This window comes from Kineococcus indalonis (genome assembly GCF_009906395.1).
Taxonomy (GTDB): Bacteria; Actinomycetota; Actinomycetes; order Actinomycetales; family Kineococcaceae; genus Kineococcus; species Kineococcus indalonis.
Genome location: NZ_JAAALM010000509.1, coordinates 1 through 2,881, shown reverse-complemented (window position 1 = coordinate 2,881; position 2,881 = coordinate 1). Strand labels below are relative to the sequence as shown.

The window sequence follows — 2,881 nt, the reverse complement described above, 5'->3', positions numbered from 1 at the left end:
CCGAGGCCCTCCCCGCCGAGCAGCCCGGCGGGGAGGGGCTCGGCGCGCGGGGCGCGCAGCCGTGGACCGTGGTCGTCCTCACCGAGGAGGCGCTGGGCGAGGTCGACGCCGGCAACATCGCCGCCCTGCACGAGGGCGAGGACGTGCGCCACGTCGTCGTCGTGCCCGCCGACACCGAGCGCAACCTGCTGGCGGACGTGCTGGACCACCTGAGCCTGGGCGAGCTGCGCGACGCGCTGGCCGCCGCGCGCGCCCGGCGCCCGGACCCGCAGCGGGCCCGCGCCGACGCCGAGACCGCGCTGGCGCGCACCCTGGAGGAGCTGCGCGCGCTGGGCCTGCGGGCCGAGGGGCGCACCAGCGGCGACGACCCGGTGCCGGTGGTGCGCGAGCTGCTGCGCACCGAGCCGGACGCGCGCGAGCTGGTCGTGGTCACCCGCCCGCACGCCGTGGAGGACACCTTCCACACCGACTGGGCCTCCCGCGCCCGCGACACCCTCGGGGTGCCGGTGCTGCACCTGTACGCCGGCACCATGCGGCTCGGCTGAGCGGAACACCCCCCGCCGCCGGGGGGTTGGACGGGGCATGAGCACCCCGGAGACGACCGCGAAGAAGTACGCCGTCACCAAGTCCGACGAGGAGTGGCGCGCCGAGCTGTCCCCGCAGGAGTACGCGGTCCTGCGCCAGGCCGGCACCGAGCGGCCGTTCACCAGCGAGTACGAGGACGACCCCACCGAGGGCGTGTACGCCTGCCGCGCGTGCGGCGCGGAGCTGTTCACCAGCAGCACGAAGTTCGCCTCGCACTGCGGCTGGCCGTCCTTCTACGACCCGAAGGACACCGACGCCGTCGAGCTGGTCGAGGACCGCACCCTGGGCATGGTGCGCACCGAGGTGCGCTGCGCCACCTGCGGCTCGCACCTGGGCCACGTCTTCGAGGGCGAGGGCTTCCCCACCCCCACCGACCAGCGCTTCTGCATCAACGGCATCAGCCTCACGCTGAGGCCGACCGCCTCCTGAGGGGCGCGCGGCCGGCGGCGGCCCCGGGTGCGCTGCGGGTGCGCGCGCCCGGGGCCGCGGGCACAGTGGGAGGCATGAGCGAGCCGTACTCCTACACCGCCCGACCGGGCGCCGACCCGCAGCCGGGCGACCCGCAGCTGGACCCGCTGGACGACCCGGACCTGCGCCAGGAGGACACCTCGATCGACGGGGGCCCGGACGACGGCGACGAGCTGGGCGCGCTGCGCACCGACACCCTCCTGGGCGACAGCGACGACGACACCTACGACACGGGCCGCCAGGTGAGCCACGCCACCGAGGAGCTCATGCGCGACGACGTCGACCCGGACAACGAGACGATCGACGAGCGCGTGACGCAGGAGGAGCCCGACGAGGCCGGCGGCAGCGGGCACCTGGGCACGGTCGACCACGTCGCCGGCGCCGACACCGAGGACCCCGAGCGCCTCTGAACGCGCGCACCGAGCACGACGCGCCGGAGCCGCCGTCCCCGCGGGGACGGCGGCTCCGGCGCGTCCGGGGCCCGGCGCGCCCGGTGGGGGGGCGCGTCAGGGCAGGGAGGCGACCAGCTCGCCGAGCTGCACGCGCGGGCCGGTGTAGAAGGGCACCTCCTCGCGCACGTGGCGGCGCGCCTCGGTGTTCCGCAGGTCGCGCATGAGGTCCACGATGCGGTGCAGGTCGTCGGCCTCGAAGGCCAGCAGCCACTCGTAGTCGCCCAGGGCGAAGGCGGAGACGGTGTTGGCGCGCACGTCCTCGTAGGGGCGGGCGGCCAGGCCGTGGTCGCGCAGCATCGTGCGCCGCTCCTGCTCGGGCAGCAGGTACCACTCGTAGGAGCGCACGAACGGGTACACGCACACGTAGTCGCGGGCGCGCTCGCCGGCCATGAAGGCGGGAACGTGGCCGCGGTTGAACTCCGCGGGGCGGTGCAGGCCGACCTGCGACCACACCGGGCGCAGGTGGGCGCCCAGGCGGGTGCTGCGCAGCCGGCGGTAGGCCTCCTGCACGAGCTCGACGGTCTCGGCGTACCACCACACCATGAGGTCGGCGTCGGCGCGCAGGCCGGCGACGTCGTACAGGCCGCGGACGGTCAGGCCCTTGCCGGTGAGCTCGTCCAGCAGCGCCTGCACCTCGGCGGTCAGCTCGGCGCGGTCCGCGTCCCCGAGGGTGTCGCGCACGGCGAACACCGACCACATCGTGTAGGCGATGGTGCTGTTGATCTCCTCGGCGCTGGTGCGCGCGGCGCCGGCGGCCGCTGCGTGCGGGGTCTCCTGGCTCATGCCCCCATCGTCCACCCGGGCGCCGGCGGGGCCGGACCCGGGCCGGGTGAGGCGGGTCACCCGGCGGCGGCGCGCCCGTGCCCGGCGGCGAGGCCGGCGAGGGCGTCGTCGGCGGCGCGGGTGCCGGCCGCCACGCACGCGGGCACCCCCACCCCGTCGAGCACGGACCCGGCCAGCGCCAGGGCGCCGGCGGCGGCGACGGCCGCGCGCAGGCGCTGCACGCGCTCGCGGTGCCCGACGGCGTACTGGGGCAGCCCGTCGACCCAGCGCACCACCGCCACGTCCAGCGGGTGCAGCGCCCGGCCCAGCAGCGCGGAGGCGTCCTGCGCGGCCCAGCGCCGCACGTCGGCGTCCTCGGCGTCCAGGGCCTCGCGCTCCCCGGCGCGGCCCAGGGAGACGCGCAGCACCCGCACGTCGGGGCGCTGGGCGGCGACCCACTGCCACTTGTTCGCCGACAGGGTCAGGGCCTTCACGCGCAGCCCCGCGGCGGCGGCCTCCACGGGCGGCACGAGCAGGCCGGAGCCGCTGAGCCCGTCCAGCTCGGCGGCGGGCACGGCGAGGGCGGCGATGACCATGCTCGCGGTCTCCACGGC

4 protein-coding genes and 1 pseudogene are annotated in these 2,881 nt (G+C 76.9%); 3 read left to right on the top strand and 2 right to left on the bottom strand.

The window, feature by feature from the left end; all coding sequences use genetic code 11:
- The 3 genes from GTR00_RS18155 to GTR00_RS18145 form a co-directional block, all read left to right on the top strand.
- Window positions 1-545: hypothetical protein (locus tag GTR00_RS18155; RefSeq protein ID WP_205706131.1), on the top strand; the 545-nt coding region annotated here is incomplete at its 5' end.
- A 37-nt stretch (window positions 546-582) separates the two neighbouring features.
- Window positions 583-1,014 carry a peptide-methionine (R)-S-oxide reductase MsrB gene (msrB, locus tag GTR00_RS18150; protein WP_166612980.1) on the top strand — a complete coding sequence of 144 codons (432 nt, stop codon included), beginning with the start codon at window positions 583-585 and terminating at the stop codon, window positions 1,012-1,014.
- A gap of 74 nt (window positions 1,015-1,088) precedes the next feature.
- Window positions 1,089-1,463 carry a hypothetical protein gene (locus GTR00_RS18145; RefSeq protein WP_166612979.1) on the top strand — a complete coding sequence of 125 codons (375 nt, stop codon included), beginning with the start codon at window positions 1,089-1,091 and terminating at the stop codon, window positions 1,461-1,463.
- Between the two features lie 96 nt (window positions 1,464-1,559).
- Here the strand turns inward: GTR00_RS18145 and hemQ are convergent, their stop codons facing one another.
- Complete coding sequence (gene hemQ / locus GTR00_RS18140) at window positions 1,560-2,288, bottom strand: hydrogen peroxide-dependent heme synthase (protein ID WP_166612978.1); 729 nt, start codon at window positions 2,286-2,288, stop codon at window positions 1,560-1,562.
- Between the two features lie 56 nt (window positions 2,289-2,344).
- Window positions 2,345-2,881: pseudogene (locus tag GTR00_RS18135) on the bottom strand (protoporphyrinogen oxidase); the annotation flags it as partial.